Consider the following 23,614-nt stretch of genomic DNA (forward strand, 5'->3'; position numbering starts at 1 on the left):
CAACAAACTTCTGCCCGCTACCCACGGTAGTTGGGCGGATGCGCTCCACGGCGCCTTCTCCAGGCGCCGATCGTTGTCTTGCATCAATAGAACGCCACCTCTAAGTTCCCGTTTGACATTCCTCGGCTGATAGATAATAGTACGAGCGTTCGGATTTTTTTCGATTCAGGGGAAGCCATCAACACTTCAGCAAAATTCATGCGCAAGGGCGAGCAGACGCGGGCCGCGATCCTCGACGTCGCACTCGAGCTCGCCAGCCGCAACGGCCTCGAAGGCTTGACCATCGGCCTGCTGGCCGACCGGATGAGCATGAGCAAATCGGGCGTGTTCGCCCACTTCGGTTCGCGCGAAGACCTGCAGCTCGAAGTCGTCAAGCTCTACCACCACCGCTTCGAGCAAGAGGTGTTTTACCCAAGCATCAAGGAGGCGCGCGGCCTGCCGCGCCTGGTGGCCATGTACACCCGCTGGGTCAAGCGCGTGTCGGTCGAGATCGCGTCCGGCTGCATCTATATCAGCGGCGCGGTCGAGTATGACGATCGCGAAGGCCCGATCCGCGAGCAACTGGTGTCGATGGTGCGCGCCTGGCAGGAAGCCCTGCTGCGCAGCGTGCAGCAGGCGGTCGAGATTGGCCACCTGCGCAAGGACCTCGACGCCGCCCAGCTGGTATTCGAGATGCACGGCCTGATCCTGGCCCTGCACCACGACGCCCGCTTCCTGCGCAACCCCGGCGCCGTCGAACGCGCGCGGGCCGCCTTCGAGCGCCTGGTCGAGAATTACCGCAATCCCCAACAACCGCAAGACCACCAGGCGGCATAAGCGCCTGTCAGGTCCAACATCTTTACCCTCGTTCAGGAGATAACCATGGGTCAGTACGTCGCGCCAATCCGGGATATGCAGTTCGTTCTGCACGAATTCCTCAACGTCACCGAAGAATTCAAGAATCTGCCGAAATACTCGGAGATCGATACCGACATCATCAACCAGGTGCTCGAGGAAGGCGCGAAGTTCACGCAAGAGGTGCTGTTCCCACTGAACCACTCGGGCGACCGCGAAGGTTGCCATTTCAACGCCGCGGACAAGACCGTCACGACCCCGAAGGGCTTCAAGGAAGCGTATAAGCAGTACGTCGAAGGCGGCTGGGCGGCGCTGGCCTGCGACCCGGAATACGGCGGCCAGGGCCTGCCGATCTCCCTGAACAACTCGTTCTACGAGATGCTCAATTCGTCGAACCAGGCCTGGTCGATGTACCCGGGCCTGTCGCACGGCGCCTACGAGTGCCTGCTGGAGCACGGCACCGACGACCAGAAGCGCCTGTACCTGCCCAAGCTCGTCTCGGGCGAGTGGACCGGCACCATGTGCCTGACCGAAGCGCACTGCGGCACCGACCTGGGCCTGCTGCGCTCGAAGGCCGAACCGCAGGCCGACGGCACCTACCTGATCACCGGTTCCAAGATCTTCATCTCGGCCGGCGAGCACGATATGTCCGAGAATATCGTCCACCTGGTGCTGGCGCGCCTGCCGGACGCGCCGGAAGGCTCGAAAGGCATCTCGCTGTTCCTGGTGCCGAAGTTCCTGCCTCTTGACGATGGTTCGCTGGGCGAGCGTAACGGCATCGCCTGTGGCGCCATCGAAGAAAAGATGGGCATCCACGGCAACTCGACCTGCCAGATGAACCTCGATAACGCCCGCGGCACCCTGATCGGCCAGCCGCATAAAGGCCTGCAGGCGATGTTCGTGTTCATGAACGCGGCCCGCCTGGGCGTGGGCATGCAGTCGCTCGGCCTGACCGAAGTGGCGTACCAGAACGCGCTGGCCTATGCGAAAGACCGCATCCAGATGCGCAGCCTGTCGGGCCCGAAGGCGCCGGACAAGCCAGCCGACCCGATCATCGTGCACCCGGACGTGCGCCGCATGCTGCTGACCGCGAAAGCCTATGCCGAAGGCGCGCGTGCGTTCTCGTCGTATGTCGCGCTGCAGATCGACCGCGAACTGAACCACCTTGATGAAGACGTGCGCAAGGAAGCGGCCGACGAAGTGGCACTGCTGACCCCGATCATCAAGGCCTTCATCACCGACAACGGCTGGGTTGCGACCTCGGAAGCGATGCAGGTCTACGGCGGCCACGGCTACATCGCCGAGTGGGGCATGGAGCAGTACGTGCGCGACGCCCGCATCAACATGATCTACGAAGGCACCAACACCATCCAGTCGCTGGACCTGTTGGGCCGCAAGATCCTGATGGACAACGGCGCCAAGCTGCGCAAGTTCGGCGAAAAGATCAAGACCTTCGTCGAAGACAACGGCCTCGATGAACAGCTGTCCGAATTCGTGACCCCGCTGGGCGAGCTGGGCGACAAGGTCACCAAGCTGACCATGGAAATCGGCATGAAGGCCTTCCAGAACCCGGACGAAGTGGGCGCCGCCGCCGTGCCTTACCTGCGCGTGGCCGGCCACCTGGTCTACAGCTACCTGTTCGCGCAACAGGCCAAGATCGCGCTGGCCAAGCTCGATTCGGGCGACAAGTTCTATGAGTCGAAGCTGGCGACGATCCGCTTCTACTTCGCCCGTCTGTATCCAGAGACCGCGATGCTGATCCGCCAGGCGCGTTCGGGCGCGGCGAACCTGACGGCGCTGGACGCCGAGCTGTTTTAATTACCTGTCACGCTGACCAACGTCGTCCCCGCGAAGGCGGGGACCCAAGTTTGCTGGCGTCTCGGCTGCTCATGAAACTTAGGTTCCCGCCTGCGCGGGAACGACGTTGAGTAAGCTGGCGCAGTACTAAACAATGTAGTGTTTACGACGCTAACCAAGGAATACTTACATGTCCAATTTCATCGTCAAGAAAGTCGCCGTGCTGGGCGCCGGCGTGATGGGTGCGCAGATCGCCGCGCACTGCGTGAACGCCAAGGTGCCGGTCGTGCTGTTCGACCTGCCGGCCAAGCCGGAGCAAGGGCCGAAGAACGGCATCGTGCTGCGCGCCATCGAGAACCTGAAAAAACTGTCGCCGGCCCCGCTGGGCAACAAGGATGACGCGGCCCTGATCGAAGTGGCCAACTACGAGGACAACCTCGACGTGCTGGCTGGCTGCGACCTGATCATCGAAGCCATCGCCGAGCGCATGGACTGGAAACACGACCTATACGCCAAGGTCGCGCCGCACATCGCGCCGCACGCGATCTTCGCCTCGAACACTTCGGGCCTGTCGATCGAGAAGCTGGCCGAAGGCTTCGACGCCGACCTGAAGGCGCGCTTCTGCGGCGTGCACTTCTTCAACCCGCCGCGCTACATGCACCTGGTGGAACTGATTCCGACCGCAGCGACCCGCCCGGAAATCCTGGACCAGCTCGAGACCTTCCTGACCTCGACCCTGGGCAAGGGCGTCGTGCGCGCGAAAGACACGCCGAACTTCATCGCCAACCGCGTCGGCATCTTCGGCATGCTGGCCACCATCGTCGAAGCCGAGAAGTTCGGCCTGTCGGTGGACGTGGTCGACGACCTGACCGGCGCCAAGCTCGGTCGCGCCAAGTCAGGCACCTTCCGCACCGCGGACGTGGTCGGCCTGGACACCATGGGCCATGTGATCAAGACCATGCAAGACAATTTGAAGGACGATCCGTTCTTCAACGTCTACAAGACACCTGACGTGCTGGCCAAGCTGATCGAGAAGGGCGCGCTGGGCCAGAAGACCGGCGCCGGCTTCTACAAGAAGGTTGGCAAGGAGATCCAGCGCCTGGACTTCGCGACCGGTGAATACGTCGCCGGCGGCGCGAAAGCCGCCGACATCGTCGGCCGCATCCTCAAGGAAAAAGACCCGGTCAAGAAATTCAAGGCCATGCGTGAGTCGACCAATCCGCAGGCGCAGTTCCTGTGGGCGATCTTCCGCGACGCTTTCCACTACATCGCCTTCCACCTGGAGTCGATCGCCGACAATGCGCGCGACATCGACTTCGCGATGCGCTGGGGCTTCGGCTGGAGCGTCGGTCCGTTCGAGACCTGGCAAGCCGCCGGCTGGACCCAGATCGCGCAGTGGGTGAAGGAAGACATCGAAGCGGGCAAGGCGCTGAGCGACGCGCCTTTGCCAGCCTGGGTATTCGAAGGCAGCGTTGCCGAGAAAGGCGTGCACACCCCTGAAGGTTCGTACTCGGTCACGAAGAACGCCTACGTACCGCTGTCCGACCTGTCAGTGTACAAACGCCAGCAGTTCCGCGCGCCGGTCGTCGGCCTGGGCGGCGCCGATCCGAAGACTTTCGGCACTACCGTGTTCGAAGACGAGTCCGTGCGCCTGTGGCACTCGGACGACGAAGTGCTGGTCATCTCGCTCAAGACCAAGATGCACGTCATCGGCGATGGCGTCATCAAGGGCATCCAGCGCGCGCTGAAGGAAGCCGAGCAGGGCTTCAAGGGCATCGTGATCTGGAATACCGACGCGGCCGAAGGCGGCGCCTTCTCGGCCGGCGCCGACCTGCAATCGGCCCTGCCGGCCTTCATGGCCGGCGGCGCGAAGGCGATGGAGCCGATCGTGCGCGAGCTGCAGGACACCTTCATGGCGATGAAGTATTCGAACATCCCGGTCGTGGCCGCGGTGGCCGGCCTGGCGCTGGGCGGCGGTTGCGAGCTGGCGCTGCACGCATCGAAGCGCGTGGCCTCGATCGAGTCGTACATCGGCCTGGTCGAAGTGGGCGTCGGCCTGGTGCCGGCCGGCGGCGGCCTCAAGGAAGCAGCGCTGCGCGCGGCCAATGAAGCCAAGGGCAACGACATCCTGCAATTCCTGAAGAACGGCTTCATGAACGCGGCCACCGCGCAGGTGTCGAAGTCGGCGCTCGAAGCGAAGGCCATGGGCTACCTGAAGGAAGACGACGTCGTCGTCTTCAACGCGTATGAACTGCTGCACGTGGCGAAGACCACTGCGCGCGCCATGTTCGACGCGGGATATCGTGCACCGGCAAGGCGTACTTTCCCGGTCACCGGCCGCTACGGCTGGGCCACGATCCGCGGCCAGATGGTCAATATGCGCGACGGCGGCTTCATCTCGGCCTACGACTACCACCTGGGCGACACCATCGCCGAGATCGTGACCGGCGGCGACATCGACCAGGGCAGCGTGGTGAGCGAGCAGTGGATCCTCGACCTGGAACGCAAGGCCTTCGTGGCGCTGCTGAACAATCCGAAGACCCAGGAACGCATCATGGGCATGATGCAGACCGGTAAGCCCGTGCGCAACTAACGCTGACGACTGAACAGGAATACTGACATGAGCAAACAACTTCAAGACGCATACATCGTCGCAGCGACCCGCACCCCGATCGGCAAGGCGCCTCGCGGCATGTTCAACAAGACCCGCCCGGACGACCTGCTGGTGCACGCCATCCGCGGCGCCATGGCCGCCGTGCCGAACCTGGACCCGGCCCTGATTGTCGACGCCATCGTCGGCTGCTCGTTCCCCGAGGCCGAGCAGGGCTTCAACGTGGCGCGTAACGCCGTGGTGCTGGCCGGCCTGCCGAACACGGTGGGCGGCGTCACCGTCAACCGCTATTGCGCCTCGGGCATCACCGCGCTGGCGATGGCGGCCGACCGCATCCGCGTGGGCGAAGCCGACGTGATGATCGCCGGCGGCGTCGAGTCGATGTCGATGGTGCCGATGATGGGCCACCACCCGTCGATCAATATGGACGTGTTCAAGGACGAGAACGTGGGCCTCGCCTACGGCATGGGCCTGACCGCCGAGAAGGTCGCCAGCCAGTGGAAGGTGTCGCGCGAAGACCAGGACGCCTTCGGCCTGGAATCGCACCGCCGCGCCATCGCCGCCCAGCAGGCCGGCCATTTCAAGGACGAGATCACGCCGGTCGAGATCATCACCCGTACGCCGAACCTCGCCACCGGTGAAATCAGCATCAAGAAGCGCACCGTGGACAGCGACGAAGGCCCGCGCGCCGACGCGTCCGCCGAAGGCATGGCGAAACTGAAGCCGGTGTTCGCGGCCAAGGGTTCGGTCACCGCCGCGACCTCGTCGCAGATGTCGGACGGCGCCGGCGCGCTGATCGTCGTCAGCGAAAAAATCCTGAAAGAGCACAACCTGACCCCGCTGGCCAAGTTCTCCTCGTTCGCCGTGCGCGGCGTGCCGCCGGAAATCATGGGCATCGGCCCGAAGGTGGCCATCCCCGCCGCCCTGGCCGCCGCCGGCATCACGCAGGACCAACTGGACTGGATCGAGCTGAACGAAGCCTTCGCCGCCCAGGCGCTGGCCGTGATCCGCGACCTGGACCTGGACACCAGCAAGGTCAACCCGCTGGGCGGCGCGATCGCCCTGGGCCACCCGCTGGGCGCGACCGGCGCGATCCGCGCCGCGACCGTCGTCCACGCGCTGCGCCGCAATAACCTGAAGTACGGCATGGTGACGATGTGCGTCGGCGCCGGCATGGGCGCCGCAGGCATCATCGAGCGCGTCTGATCGAACCCGGCGGCGTGTCGCAACGCCGCTGCCTCTCCCAGCGTGGGCGGGAAATCCAAGCATCCTACGTCAATGCCGCGAGCGTGACGTAGCGTGGGCGGGTCTCCCGCCCACGCGTCCAACCAGCTTCAGAATCATCCCGGAGACCGCAATGACCATCCGCCTGACCAAAGCCGACGGCATCCTCACCATCGAATTCAACCGCGTCGAACGCAAGAACGCGATCACCGGCGCGATGTACCAGGCCATGGCCGACGCGCTGCGCGAGGCCGAGCAGGACGCCAGCGTGCGCGCCATCCTGATCACCGGCCAGCCCGAGATCTTCACCGCCGGTAACGACCTCGACGACTTCCTGAACAACGTCGGCGAAGGCGCGATGACCCCGAAGCGCCCGGTCTTCCAGTTCATGACGGCGCTCGAAGGCGCAACGAAACCGGTGGTGGCGGCCGTGGCCGGCGCCGCGGTCGGCATCGGCACCACGCTGCTGATGCACTGCGACCTGGTCTACGCCGCCGACAACGCGAAGTTCTCGATGCCGTTCACCCAGCTCGGCCTGTGCCCCGAATTCGCCTCGTCGCTGCTGGTGGCGCAATCGGCCGGCTACACCCGCGCGGCCGAAAAACTGCTGCTGGGCGAACCGTTCGTGGCCCAGGAAGCGCTGGAGATGGGCATCGTGGCGCGCGTGCTGCCGGCCGCCGAGCTGCTGTTCTTCGCCCAGGGCCAGGCCGCCAAGCTGGCCAAGCTGCCGCCCGCATCGGTCCGCACCACCAAGGCGCTGATGAAGCGTGCGCGCGGCACACTGGTGAAGGAGACCATCGCGGCCGAGAACGAGCGTTTCAGCGCCATGCTCACTGGCGCCGAGGCCAAGGAAGCGTTCACCGCCTTCTTCGAGAAGCGCAAGCCGGATTTCAGCAAGTTCGACTGAACCGCAGCACGACGCCTTATTTCGCCTCTTGCGGCGGATTGAGGCTCTTGCTGTAATACCCCGACGGGTCGAAGCAGCAGACCCGCTTCTTGCCCGAAGCAAGCATATCGCCCGCATCGGCAACGCGCTTCAGTCGGGTCTTGTCCTGCTTGGCGGATTCGATCCAGTGGACCCAGTCGATGCGGGCGATAGTGGTGGTGGCGTCCCAGCTCGCCCTGGCCGGCGGCGATGCGTCGAGCATTTCCTCGAGCTCGGGCGGCACGGCCGGTTCCAGCTCGTCCGGCGCCGGCGAGACCTCGAGCGTGACCGAGTCGCCGGCCGCCACGCCCGCGGCCTTCATCAGCGCCGCCGGCACCTTGAACCAGTGGCTCAACTGGCCGTCGGGCTCCAGCGTGGCCTGGAAGGCGTGGCCATTGATGGTGCCTTGCATGCTCGTCCTGCCGCGCCGGGGAAATGCGTCGCTGACCGTTTTCGGCAAGACCACGAAGGACCAGCCGTCATCGCCCGTCGGGGCGGCAGGGCGGCGCAAGATCGCATCGAAGCGGGATTCGGTGGCGGCTGGTGTCATGCAGGCTCCCGTGTGGGCATCGTCGGTCGCTGCAGTGTAGGAAGAAGAGGAAGCCGCTGTCAACCGCGCTCGATGCGCAGCGCGTAGCAGCCGTAGGCCGCATAGCGCGCCAGCACGAAGGCCACCTCTTCGCGGCCCAGCAAGGCTCCCAGGTCGTCCGCCGCGGCTTGCGGAGAACTCAGCCTGGCGTCCACGATCCGTTCATCCGCCGAGTAGGCGCGCAGCACGAACGTGGCGCCCAGGTAGGGCCGTTCGCCATCGACGGGCAGGGCATCCAGGCGCGGCGCCGGCTGTGCAGCGGCCGCGACGAAGACCGGGCCATATTCCTTGTATGGCCCCGCGACCGTGAACGGGCAGTAGCTGGCCAGCAGGATGGCTTCGCCGGGCAGGGCGGGTCGCAGGCAGTCGCGCAGCGGCTCGCTGCCGCGTGCGATATGGCGTTCCACCGGCTGGTCCTGGTCGTCAATGCCCGCCCGGATGCGTGCGAGGAAAGCGTCCGGAAGCGGGACGATCCGGATCGAGGAAGAAGGGGGCGAAAGCATGGTCATGGCGGCGCCGATGCAAAGTGGGGATGCCGCGATCTTCGCCCAATCCCCGATCGGGCGCGCTCCGCTTCTTGCCATCGAATTGCGACGCCTTCAGTGCCGCTGCGTGACGTGCGCGTCGCGCCGCGGCCGCCATCCCAGCTGCGCCTCGATGGCGCGCCGATAAAGGGTGTCGATATGGGCCGGCGTACGGCGGATATAGTCTTCGGCCGCTGCGCGCTGTTCGCCGCTGCGGCTGTCCAGCCAGGCAAGCACCTCGTCCGCCGTCGGCACACGGCCGTTCTGGCCGTCGAACTTTGGCGGCACGGCGGTCCAGACCGCGGCGTCGATGCGCTTTGCACGCAGCCACGCCACAATGCGGGGATCCCCCTGCGCGCCGTCCAGCGCCGGGATGCTGCCGATCCATTCGGGCCGCGCCAAGGTGATCTTCTCGCGCTCGCGCACCATGGCGCGCGCTTCATCGAGGTCGCCGGTAGCGAGGTAGGCATAGTAGGTCGGCGCCGGGCGCGCGGTTTCGCACAGCACCAGCGCCAGCTCGGGGCTGTCGTCGCTCTGGCGCGCGAACTCGAGGGGCAGCGGTGGGCCGCCGGGATGCCAGCTGGAAGCCAGCTTGAGACCCTGGGGTTTCCACAGCAGCGAACCCCAGGCGATACAGACGATGTTCATGGAAGGATGGACCGGCAATCAAAACGCCAGTCTAGCCCGGCGGCGGAATGCGGCGAGCACGGCTAGAACGTCAGTACGTTCAATCCTCTTTCGCTTCCTTGCTCGCCGCCGCGCCGAACAGGCGGTCCTTGGCCGACAGCAGCTTCTGCACCTTGGACCCCATCTTCATCAGCTGCGACATCGACTCGGGCGACAGGCGCTGCAGGTCGTCGAACCAGTTGTTGGCCAGGTCGACCAGCTCGTGCATCTCGCGCATGCGCTCCTGGGCGAACTGGTCTTCGGGCGTCTTGGCATTGGCCATCAGCGATTCGCGCAGCACCGACAGGGTCGGCGCGACTTCGCGCCGGCGCCGTTCGGCCGCGACCACGCGGAAGATTTCCCAGACGTCGCCGAGCGAGGTGAAATATTCGCGCCGGTCGCCGGGGATGCGCGACAGGCGCACCAGTCCCCAGGACTGCAATTCCTTGAGCCCGATGCTGACGTTGGAGCGCGAGATGCCCAGCTTCTCGCCGATGTCGTCGGCGTGCAACTGTTCCTCGGTGACGAACAGCAGGGCGTAGATCTGCCCCACGGTGCGGTTGATGCCCCAGCGGCTGCCCATCTCACCGAAGTGACTGACGAATGTTTGGACGAGTGGCGTCATGGTTGAGAACTTTTCGATACTTTTGAAAGAGGAATTATCCCACGTCGTTACGACACGCACACGGACCGCCTCACCATCATGGTGCAACGATTCTGTCATACCTGCGTAATTCCCGACAAACCCGCTCTCCTATCGAGACAAATTCCAGATTCCGGTGCATAATTTCACTGTTTTCTGAAAATTCAGAATATTTAGAAGGTTTGGCGCGAGCCAGGAATACAGTAATCGAAAGCAGAGCATCGGCATCACCGCTGCACCGAACACCATGACCACGCAACGCAACCGCTCCATCATCTCCTGGCTCGCCGTCCTGGCGCTCCTGTGGGGCATGCTTGCACCTTCGCTGGCATCGAACCTGACTCCCTATCCGGGCAAGACCCGGACCGAAGTCTGCACGTCGGCGGGCGCCAGGCTGGTGGCGCTCGATGCTGGCGATGCCGGCCAGGACCAGGCCATCCACTTCGGCATGCATTGCCAGGCCTGCGTATCGCAATACGACCTGGCCGTGGTTGCCCATCCGCCCGGCAGCCTGGTGCTGCGCGACGCTCCGCTCGAACGCATCCTGCGCCTGGACGGGCGCTCCTTGCCGCCCGCCGCGGCCATCCGCACGGCCCACCGCAGCAGGGCGCCGCCGTCGCCGGCCTGAACCAGGCTACAGCGCGGCCAGCGGCCGCCCCCCCCCCCTCAAATCCGTCTGGAGAAAGACCATGCTTCGCCGTCAAGGCCGCAGCCCGGCCACGCACGTCCGTACCACCCGTGGCGCCGCCATCGCGATGAGCGCGGCGCCCCTGCTGTGGATTCCGCAGGCAGCGCTGCTGGCCTGGGCCGTGCAGCGGCTGGCCGCCGGCGCCGGGCTGGCCGACATGCTGGCGCCGGCCTGCGCCTTCCTGGCGCTGGGCGTGCTGCGCGCCAGCGCCGAAGCCTGGGGCGCGCGCCGCCTGTTCGCGGCCTCGCGCCTGCACCTGGCCGTCTTGCGCAAGCAGGCCGCACAAGCCCTGGCGGCGCGCTCGCCGCTCGACCGCGAGCGCCTGGCCAGCGGCCACGCCGCCAGCGCGCTGGCCGAGCAGGCCGAAGCCGTGCTGCCCTGGCTGGTGCGCTACCAGCCGGCGCGCATGCGCACGATGCTGGTGCCGCCGCTGATCGCGTTGGTCGTCCTGTATTACTCCTGGACCGCGGCCCTGATCCTGGTCGTGGCGGCGCCGCTGATCCCGCTCTTCATGGCCGTCATCGGCTGGCGCGCCAAGGCCGCCAGCGAGGCGCAGCTGCAAGTCGTCGGCGGCATGAGCGGCTTCCTGCTCGACCGCCTGCGCGGCCTGTCGACCCTGCGCGCGCTGGGCGCCGTCGACGCCACCGCCCGGCGCGTGCGCGCCAGCGCGGAAAGCGTGCGCGCCAGCACCATGCGCGTGCTGCGCATCGCCTTCCTGTCGTCGACCGCGCTGGAACTGTTCTCGGCCCTGGGCGTGGCGCTGGTCGCGGTCTACGTCGGTTTTCATTTGCTGGGCGAGATCGGGCCTGGCAGCTGGGGCGCGCGCCTGGGTCTGGCGCAGGGCCTGTTCATTCTTCTGCTGGCCCCAGCCTTCTTCGAGCCGCTGCGCGAGCTGGCGGCGGTGTGGCACGACAAGGCCGCGGGCGAGGCGGCGCTGGAAGCCCTGGAGGACTTGCAGCACGCCGGCCTGGCGCTGCCGGGCGCGCTCACGACCCAGCGGGACAAGCCGCGCGCCGGCCGCGCGCCGGTCGCGCCCTCGGTCGATGTCGAGGGCTTGTTGTTCCAGCACCCCGGCGAAGCGCCGCTGTTCGACGGCGAGGACCTGTACGTCCGCGCCGGCGAGCACGTCGCCCTGGTCGGCCCCAGCGGCAGCGGCAAGACCACCTTGCTGTCGGCGATCGCGGGCCTGGCGCCGGTCGACGGCGGCGCCGTGCGCATCGGCGGCGTGCCGCTCGATGACCATTGTGCGGCGGACCTGCGCGCCCGCATGGCATGGATCGGCCAGAAGCCGCATGTGTTTTCGGGCTCGGTGCGCGCCAATGTGTCGCTCGAGCGCGATGGCATCGACAGCGCGGCGGTCGGCGCCGCCATGCAGCGCGCGGGCCTGGGCCATGTCGGCCATGCGGCGCCGGGCGCCAGCCTGGGCGAGGGCGGCCTGGGCCTGTCGGGCGGGGAGCTGGTGCGGCTGGCGCTGGCGCGCGCGGTGTGCGCGCCGCAGGCCGGCCTGCTGCTGGCCGACGAACCCACGGCCCACCTCGACCGCGACACCGCCGCCGGCGTGATCGATGCGCTGGTCACGCTGGCGCAGGGCCGCACCCTGATCGTCGCCACCCACGACCCGGCGCTGGCCGCGCGCATGGGGCGCGTGGTGCGCATCGGCGAACCATGTACTGAACGGAGCGCGGCATGACATCCCGCAATGACCTGAAACCCGTCCTTGCCCTGTTCCTCAAGACCGGCGGACGCCGCATGGCGCTTGGCGCTTTTCTCTCGACCCTGGTGGTGCTGGCCGGGATGGCGTTGCTGGGCACCTCGGGCTGGTTCATCACCGCCACCGCGCTGGCCGGCGCGGCCGGCGCGATGTTCAACGTCTTCGTGCCGAGCGCCGCGATCCGCCTGCTGGCCCTGGGCCGCACCTTCGGCCGCTACGCCGAGCGCATGGTGACCCACGACGCCACGCTGGGCGTGCTGGCCGCGCTGCGCGAGCGGCTGTTTCGCGGCTGGGCCGGCCCGCGGGCGGCGCGCGCGCTGCTGCGCCAGCCGGCGCGCCTGCTGTTTCGCCTGACCGGAGACATCGACGCGCTCGAATCGATTTACCTGCGCCTGGCCGTGCCGGCCATCGCCGCCCTTGGCGCGGCGCTGCTGGCCGGCGTGGTGCTGGCCAGTCTCGACTGGCGCCTGGGGCTGGCGATCTTCATGTGGCTGACCGCCTTCGGCTGGGGTGTGACGGTCCTGGTGGCGCGTCTTGCGCGGCCGCTGGCCCTGCGCCGTGCCCGCGTGCTGGAACGGCTGCGGGCCCAGGCCATCGACCTGGTCGCCGGCCAGACCGATCTCGCCATGGCCGGCCGCCTGCCGGCCCAGTGCGCGCGCCTGGCCGCGACCGACGCCAGGCTCGCGGGTGCCGACGACGCGCTGCACCGGCTCGAGACCGGCGCCGGCTGGACTTATGCGGTCGGCGGCCACGTGACGGTCGCGGCGACCCTGCTGGCGGTCAGCGCACTGGGGCTGTCCGCGCCGGCGGCGGCGCTGGCCCTGCTGATCGCGCTGGCCGCGCTCGAACCCTTTGCCGCGATGCGGCGTGGCGCCATCGAGGCCGGCCGCAGCTGGCTGGCCGCGCGCCGCGTGGGGCCGCGCCTGCACCAGGGCGCGGACGACAGCGTGGGCGTCGGCGCGCCGGGCGAGGACGAGGCGCTGCTGCTGTGCGACGCCAGCGTCGTGCACCCCGGCCGCGAAGGCGCCGCGCTGCACGAGGTCAGCCTGCGCATCGCGCGCGGCGAGCGGGTCGCCGTGGTCGGCAGCAGCGGGGCCGGCAAGTCGACCCTGCTGGGACTCGTTGCCGGCGAGCTGGCGCCGCAGGCGGGGCAGGTGAGGGCCTTGCCCGCCACCTGGCTGACCCAGCGCACCGAACTGTTCCAGGACAGCCTGCGCGACAACCTGCGCCTGGCCGACCCGCTCGCGAGCGACGAGCAGTTGTGGGAGGCGCTGCGCGCGGCGGGCCTGGAGGTCGACGTGCGCATGCTGGCGCGCGGCCTCGACACGCCGCTGGGCGAGGGTGGCCTGGGCCTGTCGGGCGGGCGGTCGCGGCGGCTGGCGCTGGCGCGCCTGCTGCTGCGCCGCGCCGACTTCTGGCTGCTGGACGAGCCGACCGAGGCGCTCGACGCCGCCACCGCCGCCGACGTGCTGGCGCGACTGGCGCATCACGCTGACGGCCGCACCGTGCTGCTGGCCACGCACCTGGCGCGCGAGGCGCGTCTGGCCGACCGCCTGCTGGTGCTGCGCGCCGGGCGGCTGTTGGCCGACCACCGGCGCGGGACACGAGGATTCGACGCGGCGCTCGACGCGCTTCGTCACGACCGAAATACCACCATCGATTCACACTGAAGAAGAAAGGATTCAACCATGGATCTCGACGTCGTCGGGCTCTCCCGACTACAGTTCGCCCTCACGGCGCTGTACCACTTTTTGTTCGTGCCCCTGACGCTGGGGCTGTCGATGGTCATCGCCATCATGGAAACCGTGTACGTGATGACCGGCCGCCCGATCTGGCGCCAGATGACCAAGTTCTGGGGCGTGCTGTTCGGGATTAACTTCGCCATTGGCGTCTCGACCGGCCTGGTGATGGAGTTCCAGTTCGGGATGAACTGGAGCTACTACAGCCACTACGTCGGCGACGTGTTCGGCGCACCGCTGGCCATCGAAGGGCTGATGGCGTTCTTCCTCGAAGCGACCTTCGTCGGCCTGTTCTTCTTCGGCTGGGAGAGGTTATCGAAGCGCCAGCATTTGATGGTCACCTGGCTGACCGCCATCGGCACCAATTTCTCGGCGCTGTGGATCCTGATCGCCAACGGCTGGATGCAGAACCCGGTAGGCGCCGCGCTCAATCCGCAGACCATGCGCATGGAAGTGTCGGACTTCGGCGCGGTGCTGGCCAATCCGGTGGCGCAGGCCAAGTTCGTGCACACGGTATCTGCGGGGTACGTGATCGCCGCGTTCTTCGTACTGGGGATCTCGGCCTGGTATCTGCTGAAAGGCCGTCATGTCGAACTGGCCAAGCGCTCGATGACGGTGGCCGCCTCGTTCGGCCTGGCCGCCTCGCTGTCGGTGGTGGTGCTGGGCGACGAAAGCGGCTACCTGGCCACCGAGCACCAGCACATGAAGCTGGCCGCGATCGAGGCCATGTGGGACACGCAACCGGCGCCGGCCGCCTTCACCGCGCTGGGCTTCCCCGACCAGGAAGCGCGCGAAACCCACTACGCGATCCACATCCCCTGGGTGATGGGCCTGATCGGCACCCGCTCGATCTCGACCGAGATCCCGGGCATCAACGAGCTGGTGAAGCTGGCCGAAGTGCGCGTGCGCCAGGGCATCCTGGCCTATGACGCGCTGGAGCACATCCGTGCGCTGGGCGGCAGGGGCCCGGTGCCGGCCGAGCTGCAGGCAAGATTCGAAGAGCACGGCAAGGTGCTGGGCTATGCGCTGCTGCTCAAGCGCTACGTCGACGATCCCCGCCTGGCCACCGACGCGCAGATCCGGCAGGCCGCCAACGATACCGTGCCGCAGGTGGCGCCGCTGTTCTGGTCGTTCCGCATCATGGTCGGCTTGGGGCTGTATTTCATCTTGCTCACCGCCGTCTTCTTCTGGCTGTCGGCGCGGCGCCGGCTGGATGCCTATCCCTGGCTGTTGAAGGTGGCCGTGTGGTCGATCCCGCTGCCCTGGATCGCCGCCGAAGCCGGCTGGATCGTGGCCGAACTGGGGCGCCAGCCTTGGGCCGTCGAAGGCGTGCTGCCGACCGCGGTCGCGGTCTCGAACGTGGGCATCCAGACCGTGTTGACCACCTTGCTCGGCTTCGTGGTGCTGTACTCGATCCTGATCGTGGTCGAGATGAAGCTGATGCTGAAGGCGATCCGCAAGGGCCCCGAGAAAGAGCTCGAGCTGTCCCCCGGCGCCGCGCCGGCATCGCGCACCGCGCCAATGACCAATGCGCAGACTCTCATTACGGAATAAGCAATGATTCTTCATACACTTCTCGATTACGACACCCTGCGTGTCATCTGGTGGGTGCTGCTGGGCGTCCTGCTGCTCGCCTTCGCCGTGACCGATGGCTTCGACCTCGGCACCGGCACCCTGCTGCCTTTTGTCGCCAGGACCGACCTGGAACGGCGGGTCGTCATCAACAGCGTCGGCCCGGTCTGGGAAGGCAACCAGGTCTGGCTGGTGCTGGGCGGCGGCGCCATCTTCGCCGCCTGGCCGCAGCTGTACGCGGTCTCGTTCTCGGGCTTTTATCTCGCCATGGCGGCCGCGCTGCTGGCGCTGATCCTGCGTCCGGTCGGCTTCAAGTACCGCAGCAAGCGTGACAGCACGCGGTGGCGCGCGGCCTGGGACTGGGCCCTGTTCGTCGGCGGCTTCGTGCCGGCGCTGATCTTCGGCGTCGCCATGGGCAATGTGCTGCAGGGCGTGCCGTTCCGTATCGCGCCCGATATGCAGATTTATTACGAAGGCGGTTTCTTCGGCCTGCTCAATCCGTTCGCGCTGCTGTGCGGCCTGGTGTCGGTGGCGATGCTGGTGATGCATGGCGCAGCGTGGCTGGTGCTCAAGACCGACGGCCCGGTGGCCAGCCGTTCGCGCAGTTGGGGCATGCGCGCGGCGCTCGCCACTGCGGTGCTGTACGCGGTGGCCGGGCTGCTGCTGTGGAATGTGGTCGACGGCTACCGCATCGCGGGCGAGGTAGTGACGAGCGGTCCGTCGAACCCGCTGTTCAAGACCGTGCAGGCGAATGTGGCCGGCGCCTGGTTCGCCAACTACGCGGCGCATCCCTGGACCCAACTGGCGCCAGCCGCCGGCATCGTCGGCGCGCTGCTGGCATGGCTGGCGCTGGCCAGGCGCAGGGAGGGCATGGCGATGCTGGCTTCGAGCCTGTCGGTCGCCGGCATCGTGCTGAGCGTGGGCGCCTCGATGTTCCCCTTCATCCTGCCGTCGTCGATCCAGCCGCAGGCCAGCCTGACGGTGTGGGATTCGTCGTCGAGCCACCTGACCCTGTTCGTGATGCTGGTCTGCGCCTGCATCTTCCTGCCGCTGATCGTGATGTATACCAGCTGGGTCTACAAGGTCTTGTGGGGCAAGGTGGATGCGGACGAGATCAGCGGCGGCAAAAGCCACGCCTATTAATCGATTGAAGAAAGAAAGGACACCATCATGTGGTATTTCGCCTGGTTGTTGGGACTGCCGCTGGCAGCGGCGTTCGGCGTGCTGAACGCGATGTGGTACGAGTTGATGGACGATGCGGCGGCGGCTGCTGCGGCCAAGCAGAAGCATCCTGCGGCGCCGCCGGCGCCGGATGCGCTGGAGCGCAGGCGCGCCTGAGCCGCGTCCTTGTCATCACCCTGTCAAACTAATTCGACAGTATTCGAACCGTGGCCCGGCGGCGCGACCGCCGTGGCCTTCGGATCGCAACCACCTACTGTCACATGCAAACCAATCTCGCCATCGCAGCGCTCGCCGCACTCGCCCAGGAATCGCGCTTCGCCGCCTTCCGCCTGCTGGTGCAGGCTGGCCCCCAGGGCCAGTCCGCCAGCAATATCGCCGCCGCACTCGAAATGCCGGCCTCGTCGCTGTCTTTCCACCTGAAGGAACTCACCCATGCCGGCCTGGTGTCGCCACGCCAGCAGGGCCGCTACGTCATCTATGCCGCGCGGCTCGAGACCTTGCAGCGCCTGATGGAGTTCCTGTCCGCGACTTGCGGCAGCACTGGTGCGCAGTCGATGCAGGAGCGGCTGGCTTAGGTATGATGACTTTGTGCCGGATGGGCCGGTGCATCGACATCATAAGGACAGCCAATGACGCCACACAGGGTGCAGTTGAGCCGCAAGAAGGGCTGGCGCATGCCGCCGAACACGATCTCGGTGGCGCGTCCAGGTCGCTGGGGCAATCCATTTTCGGTGCTGCCCAACATGGCGCCGGGCACGGCCGTCGGCCGCTATGTCGCGATGCCGACGGTGGAAGAAGCGGTGGCCGCCTACCGCCGCTGGCTGGGCGACGATCCCGCCGGCCGCCAACTGGCGCAAGAGGCGCGCAGCATGCTGCGCGGGCATCACCTGGCCTGCTGGTGCCGGCTTGACGGGCCCTGTCATGCGCAGGTGCTGCTGGAGCTCGTCAACCGCTGAACGGCTGCGGTCTTACCTGGCCGCGTTCACACTGCCGATCCCGGTCACCGAGCGGCTGACCGATTGCGGCTTGCCATAATAAGTGAGGTTGCCCAGGCCTTGCACGCTGGCATTGAGCCGGTTCGTCGCATGCACCGACACATCGCCGATGCCGCGGAAGGTGACGTCGGCGTCCTTGGCCACCAGGTCCTTGGCCACGACTTCGCCCACGCCCTCGGCGTTCAGGCGCAGGTGGCCCACGTGGCCGGTCATCTGCAGGCTGCCGGCGCCGCGGTAGTTGACGTCGAAGGTATCGCCGCGCACATTATTCAGGATCATCTGGCCGGCGCCTTCGCCGCGGAAGCTCGCCAGCGCGGGCATGGTGACGACGACCCGCTCGCCATCCTTGATATTGACGCTCTTGCTGCCCCGGTCATCGAAGTTCAGGCGCAGTTCGCCGCCCACGACCTCGGTCGTGACGCGGTCGATGAATTTCTGGTTGCCCTCGACCCGCACCGAGTGGGCCTTGCCCACTTCGACCACCAGGCTGACGGGGCCGCGCGCATCGATGGTCTTGAACGGCGTCACGCTGCGCACCTCGTCGGCGGCCTGGGTCGAGAACGATGCGACGGCGAGAAGGGTGGCGATGAGGGCGCGTTTCATGGTGGTCTCCGGTTAGTTGATGAAGCCATTCTAGGGAGCGCGGCCTTGCCTGGCGCGCCCCGTGCGATGGACTGCATAAAACCGTGCCTGAACTGCTGCAGGGCCGGAATCAGTGTTTTGTTGCCAGGAATTCGCCCTTGCCGACCGGGACCAGGCTGGTGCTCCAGCCGTTCGCGCAGCGCAGCGCCTGCATGAAGGGCGCCAGTTCCTGGGCATGCGAGGTGGCGTTGTCGACCACCACCAGCCCGCCCGGACGCAGGATGCGTTCGAGCTGCGCCAGCCAGCCGAGGTAGGCGCCGCGCTCGGAATCCAGGAAGACCAGGTCGAACGATTCGTCGGCGCTGCTCGCCAAAAAGTCGGCCGCCTCGCCCTCGACCTGGACGATGCGGTCTTGCAGGCCGGCGCGGCTGAAATTCTCGCGCGCCATGGCGACCTTGGCGGCCGCCAGTTCGACCGTCGTGACGGTGCCATTGATCCCTTGCGCGGCATCGGCCAGCCATAGCGTCGAGTAGCCGTTCGAGGTGCCGATCTCGAGGATGCGGCGGGCGCCCATGGCGCGCACCAGCACGGCCAGGAACTCGCCGGTATCGTGGGTGATGTTGAGCAGGCGGCGCGTGCGGTTGTCAGGCGACGCGTCATGACTGACGCCGAAGGTTTCGAGTTCCTTCAGCAGGGCTTTGAGTGAAGTAGGCAACATTGTTCTCCTTTTGACACGAGAAATCGATCCGCACGATTGCGCCGATGCTAATATTGTCGAAGAGATAAGGCTATAATCTTTTCGTCCACAAGCAAGCCACTATCATGCACATCTCAACCGTTACACTACCTGAAATGAAGCTCGCCGGGCTGCCTGTCGCAGGGCCCGCCTCGGTGCTGGAAACGGAGTTGCCAGAGATCTGGAAATCCTTCCTGGCCCGCGAGACCGAACTGGGCGAGACCAATGGCTTCCATTATGGTCTCCGGATGCCGCAGTATGGCGGCGTCAAGCTCGAATGCATCGCCGTCGAGGTGGATGATTTGAACAATCTTCCGCCCGGCATGATCGCAATTCGCATTCCCTCACGCCGCTACGCCCTGATGACCCACCGCGGACCCATGGTGCATGCGCAGGCAAGCACCGTGACCGGCATCGCCACGATGGAACAGCTGGGCATGGAAGAAGACGAGGACGGCATCCGCCTAGAGCGCTACGACCGCCGCTATACGCCGACGAAGGACGATGCTGCGCGGCCTGACAACGCCTACGACATCCTGATCCCCCTGTACGGCTGACCGGGCGAAAAAAATGCAGGCCCACGCATGGGCCTGCATCAGAGGAATTGGTGCCGGTATGTTTCCCGACCGCCGGCGCCGGTAGGGCGGTTTGCACCGCCGAGTGCCCTTCCCAAGGAGCACTTGCATTGTGCCCTCAAAATATGACGACTCTTTGACGAAACACACTTTATTTGTTGCTCTTTGTTTCCAATTGTAAATTGGGCGGATAATACTTCTTTTGCGGCCGCCATGGCCGACAGCAAGAGGAGAAACACGTGCAAGAGCAAGACCACGGACCCGAGGCGTCCACCCAGCCCGACAATCCCGCGCGCAGGCGCATCTTCCAGGCCGCCGCCGCGGTCGGCGCCGCTGCGACGCTCCCTGGCGTGGCGACGGCGGCTCCCAAGCCTGCCGCCAAGGGATCGCTCGACGCCAAGCTGCGCGCCCGCGTCAAGAACGTGGTCGTGATCTACCTGGAAAATCGCAGCTTCAACAACCTGTTCGCCGACTTCCCAGGCCTGGCCGTGCCGCTGGCCAGCGTGCCGGCTGCCAGCGTGCAGCAGCGCGACCGCGACGGCTCAGTCCTGCCGACCCTGCCCAAGACCTGGGGCGGCGTGGTGCCGGGCCGCCAGAACATCGGCGGCAAGGATTACTTTACTACCGAAGCCCAGTCGGCCAACCTGCCGAACGCGCCATATAAACTGACCGACCCCGAAGGCAAGCCGCTGCCGGAAGGCATCATCACGCGCGACCTGGTGCACCAGTTCTATCACAACCAGATGCAGATCAACGGCGGCAGGAACGACGGCTTCGCCGCCTGGTCGGATGCCGGCGGCATGGTCATGGGCTATTACGGCGAGACGTCGAAGAACCTGGGCTTGTATCAGATCGCACGTGAATTCACCCTGTGCGACAACTTCTTCATGGCGGCGTTCGGCGGCTCTTACCTGAACCACCAGTTCCTGGTCAGCGGCCGCGTGCCCGAATACTTCAACGCCGCCGAGACCGCGGCAAAGAACAAGATCGCGGTGCTGGAAGACGGCCCGCAGGGCGTGCGCCTGGCGCTGGCGCCCGATTCGCCGGCCTCGGCGCTGGACGGCAAGCCCAAGTTCGTGCGCAACGGCGCGATGACGCCGGACGCCTATGCGGTCAACACAATGGCGCCGCCGTACCAGCCGAGCTGGGTGCGTCCGGCCTTCGACGGCGACCCGCTGCACGCCGATCCGGCCGATGCGTCGACGCTGCCACCACAGACCTACGACACGATCGGCGACCTGCTGTCGCGGAAGGGCGTGAGCTGGGCCTGGTATGGCGGCGGCATGCAGGCGGCGCTCGACGGCCGCGGCGCCGGCGACAAGCCCAACTTCCAGTACCACCACCAGCCGTTCAATTATTTCAGGCAGTTCGCGCCTGGCACGAAGGAGCGCGCGGAGCACCTGCGCGACGGTGGCCTGGGCGACAGCCCGATCTCGAACAAGTTCATCGCCGACGCGGTCGCGGGCAAGCTGCCGGCGGTGGCCTTCTACAAGCCGCAGGGCAACCTGAACCTGCATGCCGGCTATTCCGACATCGAGTCGGGCGACGCCCACGTGGCCAATATCGTCGAGCACCTGAAAAAATCGCCGCAGTGGAAGGACATGGTGGTGGTGATCACCTTCGACGAGAACGGTGGCTGGTGGGACCACGTGGCGCCACCACAGGGCGACCGCTGGGGCCCGGGTTCGCGCATTCCGGCGATCGTGGTATCGCCGCACGCCAAGCGCGGCGCGGTCGACCATAATTTCTACGACACTACCTCGGTCCTGCGCTTCATCACGCGCCTGCACGGCCTGCCGCTGCTCGAGGGCCTGGCCAGCCGCAACACCGCCTTCGCGGAGCGCGGCGCGCGGCCGCCGGGCGACCTGACGGCGGCGTTGAGTTTCCGCTGAGACGGGTAGGGTTGGCAGCTTCGCTGCCGACGCGGCGATGGTTGGCAGCGAGATCATCCGGCACGATATCGGAGGGGATAACAATCACCGCGTCGGCGGCTTAGCCGCCAACCCTACTGGGCGTACTGATGCGTCCATGGCACGAAAGCCAGCCCATCCCGGCTGGCTTTTTCAATTCTGACATTGCTTGTTGGCTAACGCGCGCTGGTCTTGAACACGCGACGATACACTCGGCGGACTCGAGATTGTTTCGTCGATAAGCCGTGCGATTTTGCATTGCCGAAACGGGCAATCCGAATACAAACAATCAGGCGAGGGCGCCGGCATCGGGCCGGTGCATAGCCCCTTCTATTTCGGACAGGAGAGCAATATGCAAAAGAATCACATCCTCAAGCGCCTGATGGCGGTCTCGGTCGCCGCAGCCATGTTCGGCGCCGCCGGCGTGCAGGCCCAGACCGGCGAATCGAGCCAGGCCGGCCAGCAAATGGGCAGCAGCGCGACGGCCGCCACCGCCAGCGGCGCCGCCAAGCTCACCGCCGCCGACCGCAAGGCGATCATGGACATGGCCATGTCGAACATGGCCGAAGTCGAGATGGGCAAGCTGGCGCAGAGCAAGACCCAGAACGCCGAGGTCAAGGCCTTCGCCACCAAGATGGTCGACGACCATGGCAAGGCGCTGACCGAAGTGCAGAGCCTGGCCCAGTCGAAGGGCGTGACCCTGCCGACCGAGCTCGACGCCAAGCACAAGGCGATGGCGGCCCAGCTCGAGAAAGCGAGCGGCGACGCCTTCGACCGGGCCTACGTCAAGCAGGGCGGCGTCGGCGCGCACAAGGAAACCCTGACCAAGCTGCAGGCAGCCTCGAAAGGCGCCAAGGATGCGGACGTCAAGGGCCAGGTCGACAAGACGATCCCCGTGGTGCAAGAACACCTGAAGCACGCCGAGCAGTTGGCGAAAGGTAAATCGGGCAGCACCGGCAGCTCGGGCGCCGCCGGCCATACCGGTTCAAGCCACTAATCCGCTTCGCGTCAACCGGATCGGGTCGCCGCCGCGCGCAGCGGCGGCTCGGTCTTCCACTTGCCCTCGATGCGCTCGATCGCGATCTCGATGCCGACGATCGCCTTGAGCAGCGCGGCGGTGTAGTCGGGCGGGGCGTCGTCCACCGACCACGGGTCGGGCTGCGCCGCTTCGTGGCGGTCGGTCTGGCGCCCGACCAGCGCGCGCAGCCAGTCGGGATCCTCGATGGCGCGCAGGCGGCCGTGCACGTGCACGACCTGATACGTCCAGGTCGGGACCACGCGCCCGCCATTCTCCGCTTTCTCGATCCGGTCCGGCGTCGCATAGCCGGACGGCCCGCGAAACACCGCCAGCACCTGCTGGCCAGCGCGCCGCCACACCGGATTGCCGCGCGCCACATGGGCGCGCAGCACACCCTCATCGGCCAGCAGTTCGAACGGCAAATGGTCGGCGTCCGGCATGCCGTCGTGCTGGGTGACCAGCATGGCCAGCGGATGGTCGGCGACCAGCGCATGCAGCGCCTCGGCGTCGGCTTGCTTGAAACGGGCAGGGCAGTACATCTAGGCGGTCTCCAGGATGACGATCTCGCTCTTGAGCGAATTGGCGATATAGCAGCGCGCGTGCGCCAGGTGGTGGATGGCGGCGAGCTCCTGCGGATCCGGCCGGCGCGCGCCGGCGAACGCGATGGCGGGCCGTAGCTCGATGCGCACCATGGCCATGCGGCCATCGGCGTCGGCGCCGAGCAGGCCGCGCGCGGCGTCGTCGTAGCGCTCGACCACGTAACCGCGCTGGGCCGCGAGTGACAGGAAGAACAGCATGTGGCAACTCGACGCCGCCGCCACCAGCGCTTCCTCGGGGTCGACGGCGGCCGGGTCGGACATCGGCAGCGGCACCGACAGCGGCGACGACGAGGCCGGGACGGCCAGGCCGCCATCGAAATGCCAGGTGTGGGCGCGGCTGTAGTGTCCGTCGAGGACGTCCTGGCCTGCGCGCTGCCAGGTGACGCGGGCGTCGAACTGTTTCATGCGGGATTCACGGGGATAGTGGGGGAAGACCCGTATCTTAGGCTGCAGCTTGGCTTGCCGAAATAGCCAATTCCGTCGAAGATGGGCGT

24 protein-coding genes are annotated in these 23,614 nt (G+C 66.6%); 16 read left to right on the forward strand and 8 right to left on the reverse strand.

The genetic code is table 11. The features are described 5' to 3' along the window. The first annotated feature begins 198 nt into the window (after positions 1-198). The 5 genes from Q9246_RS03190 (at position 199) to Q9246_RS03210 (ending at position 7,373) form a co-directional block, all read left to right on the forward strand. The gene (locus Q9246_RS03190) at positions 199-816 is read left to right on the forward strand and encodes a TetR/AcrR family transcriptional regulator (RefSeq protein ID WP_306395392.1); all 618 of its coding nucleotides are present in this window, start codon (positions 199-201) and stop codon (positions 814-816) included. Between the two features lie 45 nt (positions 817-861). Then, positions 862-2,652, forward strand: a complete 1,791-nt coding sequence (locus Q9246_RS03195; RefSeq protein ID WP_306395394.1) for an acyl-CoA dehydrogenase C-terminal domain-containing protein — start codon at positions 862-864, stop codon at positions 2,650-2,652. 169 nt (positions 2,653-2,821) lie between these two features. Beyond that, positions 2,822-5,224: a 3-hydroxyacyl-CoA dehydrogenase/enoyl-CoA hydratase family protein gene (locus Q9246_RS03200; RefSeq protein WP_306395396.1), complete on the forward strand. Its 2,403-nt coding sequence runs from the start codon at positions 2,822-2,824 to the stop codon at positions 5,222-5,224. A gap of 27 nt (positions 5,225-5,251) precedes the next feature. Then, on the forward strand, positions 5,252-6,448 hold the full coding sequence (locus tag Q9246_RS03205) for an acetyl-CoA C-acyltransferase (protein ID WP_306395397.1): 1,197 nt from the start codon (positions 5,252-5,254) through the stop codon (positions 6,446-6,448). A 151-nt stretch (positions 6,449-6,599) separates the two neighbouring features. Further along, entirely contained in the window at positions 6,600-7,373 is a 774-nt protein-coding gene (locus Q9246_RS03210) for an enoyl-CoA hydratase (protein ID WP_306395400.1), read from the forward strand. A gap of 16 nt (positions 7,374-7,389) precedes the next feature. Here the strand turns inward: Q9246_RS03210 and Q9246_RS03215 are convergent, their stop codons facing one another. The 4 genes from Q9246_RS03215 to Q9246_RS03230 all read right to left on the reverse strand — a co-directional run bounded on the left by Q9246_RS03215 (position 7,390) and on the right by Q9246_RS03230 (position 9,795). Next, a complete protein-coding gene (locus Q9246_RS03215) occupies positions 7,390-7,941 on the reverse strand; it encodes a YdeI/OmpD-associated family protein (RefSeq protein WP_306395401.1) in 552 nt (183 codons plus the stop codon). Between the two features lie 59 nt (positions 7,942-8,000). Further along, entirely contained in the window at positions 8,001-8,489 is a 489-nt protein-coding gene (locus Q9246_RS03220) for a DUF1203 domain-containing protein (RefSeq protein WP_306395402.1), read from the reverse strand. A 90-nt stretch (positions 8,490-8,579) separates the two neighbouring features. Then, positions 8,580-9,152: a hypothetical protein gene (locus tag Q9246_RS03225; RefSeq protein WP_306395404.1), complete on the reverse strand. Its 573-nt coding sequence runs from the start codon at positions 9,150-9,152 to the stop codon at positions 8,580-8,582. A 79-nt stretch (positions 9,153-9,231) separates the two neighbouring features. Beyond that, complete coding sequence (locus Q9246_RS03230) at positions 9,232-9,795, reverse strand: GbsR/MarR family transcriptional regulator (protein ID WP_306395406.1); 564 nt, start codon at positions 9,793-9,795, stop codon at positions 9,232-9,234. Positions 9,796-10,060: 265 nt separating this feature from the next. Between Q9246_RS03230 and Q9246_RS03235 the strand changes: the two genes are divergently transcribed. The 8 genes from Q9246_RS03235 (at position 10,061) to Q9246_RS03270 (ending at position 17,661) form a co-directional block, all read left to right on the forward strand. Continuing rightward, positions 10,061-10,441 carry a DUF2946 family protein gene (locus tag Q9246_RS03235; protein WP_306395407.1) on the forward strand — a complete coding sequence of 127 codons (381 nt, stop codon included), beginning with the start codon at positions 10,061-10,063 and terminating at the stop codon, positions 10,439-10,441. Between the two features lie 61 nt (positions 10,442-10,502). Further along, positions 10,503-12,191, forward strand: coding sequence for a thiol reductant ABC exporter subunit CydD (cydD, locus tag Q9246_RS03240; protein ID WP_306395408.1), 1,689 nt, complete (start codon positions 10,503-10,505; stop codon positions 12,189-12,191). Next, positions 12,188-13,882: an amino acid ABC transporter ATP-binding/permease protein gene (locus tag Q9246_RS03245; protein ID WP_306395410.1), complete on the forward strand. Its 1,695-nt coding sequence runs from the start codon at positions 12,188-12,190 to the stop codon at positions 13,880-13,882. Before cydD ends, Q9246_RS03245 begins: the two co-directional genes overlap by 4 nt. Positions 13,883-13,900: 18 nt before the next feature. Continuing rightward, positions 13,901-15,505 carry a cytochrome ubiquinol oxidase subunit I gene (locus Q9246_RS03250; protein ID WP_306395413.1) on the forward strand — a complete coding sequence of 535 codons (1,605 nt, stop codon included), beginning with the start codon at positions 13,901-13,903 and terminating at the stop codon, positions 15,503-15,505. A 3-nt stretch (positions 15,506-15,508) separates the two neighbouring features. After that, positions 15,509-16,666 carry a cytochrome d ubiquinol oxidase subunit II gene (gene cydB, locus Q9246_RS03255; RefSeq protein WP_306395414.1) on the forward strand — a complete coding sequence of 386 codons (1,158 nt, stop codon included), beginning with the start codon at positions 15,509-15,511 and terminating at the stop codon, positions 16,664-16,666. A 27-nt stretch (positions 16,667-16,693) separates the two neighbouring features. Continuing rightward, entirely contained in the window at positions 16,694-16,861 is a 168-nt protein-coding gene (cydX, locus tag Q9246_RS03260; protein WP_306395415.1) for a cytochrome bd-I oxidase subunit CydX, read from the forward strand. Positions 16,862-16,965: 104 nt separating this feature from the next. Further along, entirely contained in the window at positions 16,966-17,280 is a 315-nt protein-coding gene (locus Q9246_RS03265) for an ArsR/SmtB family transcription factor (RefSeq protein ID WP_306395417.1), read from the forward strand. Between the two features lie 54 nt (positions 17,281-17,334). Beyond that, positions 17,335-17,661, forward strand: a complete 327-nt coding sequence (locus Q9246_RS03270; protein ID WP_306395418.1) for a DUF4326 domain-containing protein — start codon at positions 17,335-17,337, stop codon at positions 17,659-17,661. Positions 17,662-17,673: 12 nt separating this feature from the next. Here Q9246_RS03270 and Q9246_RS03275 read toward each other — a convergent pair whose 3' ends face one another. Both Q9246_RS03275 and Q9246_RS03280 read right to left on the reverse strand, forming a co-directional pair. Next, the gene (locus Q9246_RS03275) at positions 17,674-18,303 is read right to left on the reverse strand and encodes a head GIN domain-containing protein (protein WP_306395420.1); all 630 of its coding nucleotides are present in this window, start codon (positions 18,301-18,303) and stop codon (positions 17,674-17,676) included. A 109-nt stretch (positions 18,304-18,412) separates the two neighbouring features. Further along, positions 18,413-19,000 carry an O-methyltransferase gene (locus Q9246_RS03280; RefSeq protein WP_306395421.1) on the reverse strand — a complete coding sequence of 196 codons (588 nt, stop codon included), beginning with the start codon at positions 18,998-19,000 and terminating at the stop codon, positions 18,413-18,415. 104 nt (positions 19,001-19,104) lie between these two features. On the opposite strand from Q9246_RS03280, the gene Q9246_RS03285 reads away from it, so the two are divergent. From Q9246_RS03285 to Q9246_RS03295, 3 genes are all read left to right on the forward strand, one after another. Further along, complete coding sequence (locus Q9246_RS03285; RefSeq protein ID WP_306395422.1) at positions 19,105-19,575, forward strand: GyrI-like domain-containing protein; 471 nt, start codon at positions 19,105-19,107, stop codon at positions 19,573-19,575. A 257-nt stretch (positions 19,576-19,832) separates the two neighbouring features. Beyond that, on the forward strand, positions 19,833-21,485 hold the full coding sequence (locus Q9246_RS03290; RefSeq protein ID WP_306395424.1) for an acid phosphatase: 1,653 nt from the start codon (positions 19,833-19,835) through the stop codon (positions 21,483-21,485). Between the two features lie 370 nt (positions 21,486-21,855). Continuing rightward, entirely contained in the window at positions 21,856-22,500 is a 645-nt protein-coding gene (locus tag Q9246_RS03295) for a DUF4142 domain-containing protein (RefSeq protein ID WP_306395426.1), read from the forward strand. Positions 22,501-22,511: 11 nt separating this feature from the next. On the opposite strand, the gene Q9246_RS03300 is transcribed toward Q9246_RS03295, so the two are convergent. Then, positions 22,512-23,060 carry an FMN-binding negative transcriptional regulator gene (locus tag Q9246_RS03300; protein WP_306395427.1) on the reverse strand — a complete coding sequence of 183 codons (549 nt, stop codon included), beginning with the start codon at positions 23,058-23,060 and terminating at the stop codon, positions 22,512-22,514. Beyond that, positions 23,061-23,525 (reverse strand): OsmC family protein, encoded by a 465-nt coding sequence (locus Q9246_RS03305; RefSeq protein ID WP_306395428.1) that lies wholly within the window; start codon positions 23,523-23,525, stop codon positions 23,061-23,063. Positions 23,526-23,614: the final 89 nt, after the last annotated feature.

The organism is Telluria beijingensis (assembly GCF_030770395.1).
Taxonomy (GTDB): domain Bacteria; phylum Pseudomonadota; class Gammaproteobacteria; order Burkholderiales; family Burkholderiaceae_D; genus Telluria; species Telluria beijingensis.

Excerpts from the sequence above, each read along its gene's own strand:
- Q9246_RS03190 (WP_306395392.1), top strand. The coding sequence starts at position 199 with ATGCGCAAGGGCGAGCAGACGCGGGCCGCGATCCTCGACGTCGCACTC.
- Q9246_RS03195 (WP_306395394.1), top strand. The coding sequence starts at position 862 with ATGGGTCAGTACGTCGCGCCAATCCGGGATATGCAGTTCGTTCTGCAC.
- Q9246_RS03200 (WP_306395396.1), top strand. The coding sequence starts at position 2,822 with ATGTCCAATTTCATCGTCAAGAAAGTCGCCGTGCTGGGCGCCGGCGTG.
- Q9246_RS03205 (WP_306395397.1), top strand. The coding sequence starts at position 5,252 with ATGAGCAAACAACTTCAAGACGCATACATCGTCGCAGCGACCCGCACC.
- Q9246_RS03210 (WP_306395400.1), top strand. The coding sequence starts at position 6,600 with ATGACCATCCGCCTGACCAAAGCCGACGGCATCCTCACCATCGAATTC.
- Q9246_RS03215 (WP_306395401.1), bottom strand. The coding sequence starts at position 7,941 with ATGACACCAGCCGCCACCGAATCCCGCTTCGATGCGATCTTGCGCCGC.
- Q9246_RS03220 (WP_306395402.1), bottom strand. The coding sequence starts at position 8,489 with ATGACCATGCTTTCGCCCCCTTCTTCCTCGATCCGGATCGTCCCGCTT.
- Q9246_RS03225 (WP_306395404.1), bottom strand. The coding sequence starts at position 9,152 with ATGAACATCGTCTGTATCGCCTGGGGTTCGCTGCTGTGGAAACCCCAG.
- Q9246_RS03230 (WP_306395406.1), bottom strand. The coding sequence starts at position 9,795 with ATGACGCCACTCGTCCAAACATTCGTCAGTCACTTCGGTGAGATGGGC.
- Q9246_RS03235 (WP_306395407.1), top strand. The coding sequence starts at position 10,061 with ATGACCACGCAACGCAACCGCTCCATCATCTCCTGGCTCGCCGTCCTG.
- cydD (WP_306395408.1), top strand. The coding sequence starts at position 10,503 with ATGCTTCGCCGTCAAGGCCGCAGCCCGGCCACGCACGTCCGTACCACC.
- Q9246_RS03245 (WP_306395410.1), top strand. The coding sequence starts at position 12,188 with ATGACATCCCGCAATGACCTGAAACCCGTCCTTGCCCTGTTCCTCAAG.
- Q9246_RS03250 (WP_306395413.1), top strand. The coding sequence starts at position 13,901 with ATGGATCTCGACGTCGTCGGGCTCTCCCGACTACAGTTCGCCCTCACG.
- cydB (WP_306395414.1), top strand. The coding sequence starts at position 15,509 with ATGATTCTTCATACACTTCTCGATTACGACACCCTGCGTGTCATCTGG.
- cydX (WP_306395415.1), top strand. The coding sequence starts at position 16,694 with ATGTGGTATTTCGCCTGGTTGTTGGGACTGCCGCTGGCAGCGGCGTTC.
- Q9246_RS03265 (WP_306395417.1), top strand. The coding sequence starts at position 16,966 with ATGCAAACCAATCTCGCCATCGCAGCGCTCGCCGCACTCGCCCAGGAA.
- Q9246_RS03270 (WP_306395418.1), top strand. The coding sequence starts at position 17,335 with ATGACGCCACACAGGGTGCAGTTGAGCCGCAAGAAGGGCTGGCGCATG.
- Q9246_RS03275 (WP_306395420.1), bottom strand. The coding sequence starts at position 18,303 with ATGAAACGCGCCCTCATCGCCACCCTTCTCGCCGTCGCATCGTTCTCG.
- Q9246_RS03280 (WP_306395421.1), bottom strand. The coding sequence starts at position 19,000 with ATGTTGCCTACTTCACTCAAAGCCCTGCTGAAGGAACTCGAAACCTTC.
- Q9246_RS03285 (WP_306395422.1), top strand. The coding sequence starts at position 19,105 with ATGCACATCTCAACCGTTACACTACCTGAAATGAAGCTCGCCGGGCTG.
- Q9246_RS03295 (WP_306395426.1), top strand. The coding sequence starts at position 21,856 with ATGCAAAAGAATCACATCCTCAAGCGCCTGATGGCGGTCTCGGTCGCC.
- Q9246_RS03300 (WP_306395427.1), bottom strand. The coding sequence starts at position 23,060 with ATGTACTGCCCTGCCCGTTTCAAGCAAGCCGACGCCGAGGCGCTGCAT.
- Q9246_RS03305 (WP_306395428.1), bottom strand. The coding sequence starts at position 23,525 with ATGAAACAGTTCGACGCCCGCGTCACCTGGCAGCGCGCAGGCCAGGAC.